Source organism: Corynebacterium sp. HMSC058E07 (assembly GCF_001809885.1).
Classification (GTDB): Bacteria; Actinomycetota; Actinomycetes; order Mycobacteriales; family Mycobacteriaceae; genus Corynebacterium; species Corynebacterium macclintockiae.
Map to the genome: position 1 here is coordinate 1 of NZ_KV799234.1, position 447 is coordinate 447.

The following is a 447-nucleotide window of genomic DNA, read 5'->3' on the forward strand; positions in this document are numbered from 1 at the left end:
AATCCTATCTTGAACTAGGAGCACCAACTAAATGATCTATCACGCTATGTTGCAAGCCAGCGATTTTGTACTAGGGTTTTGGGGATCTAACCCAGAGAATATGGGCGAACCAACTTGGAACGAATCGTTCACTTTTGCGAACGCAACCAATGCATTCTTAATCGGGTCGCCCGACTTTTCATCAACATTCAAGACTACAATTCTTATTGATGAACCTCGGTGTATAGGACACCCCGATTTCCACAAACAGCTTGACCTTGACGAACGAGGACTCTTGATTTCAGACATCGTAGAGCTCGATGGGAATAATCAAATCGAATTGAAAAGAGCAAACGTAGGACATTATCTTCCGATACCATGGACAGGAGACACAGACGTCCAAATTTATGTATTGGACTGGGTGAATGATGCAGATGGAAATCCAGCACCTCATCAAATTGAACTACG

The 447-nt window shown here is 43.2% G+C and carries 1 protein-coding gene; it reads left to right on the plus strand.

All coding sequences use genetic code 11. The features are described 5' to 3' along the window. Nucleotides 1-31 precede the first annotated feature (31 nt). Nucleotides 32-447, plus strand: a 416-nt coding sequence (locus HMPREF2678_RS10145) for a hypothetical protein (RefSeq protein WP_141746990.1), incomplete at its 3' end; no start/stop codon positions are given.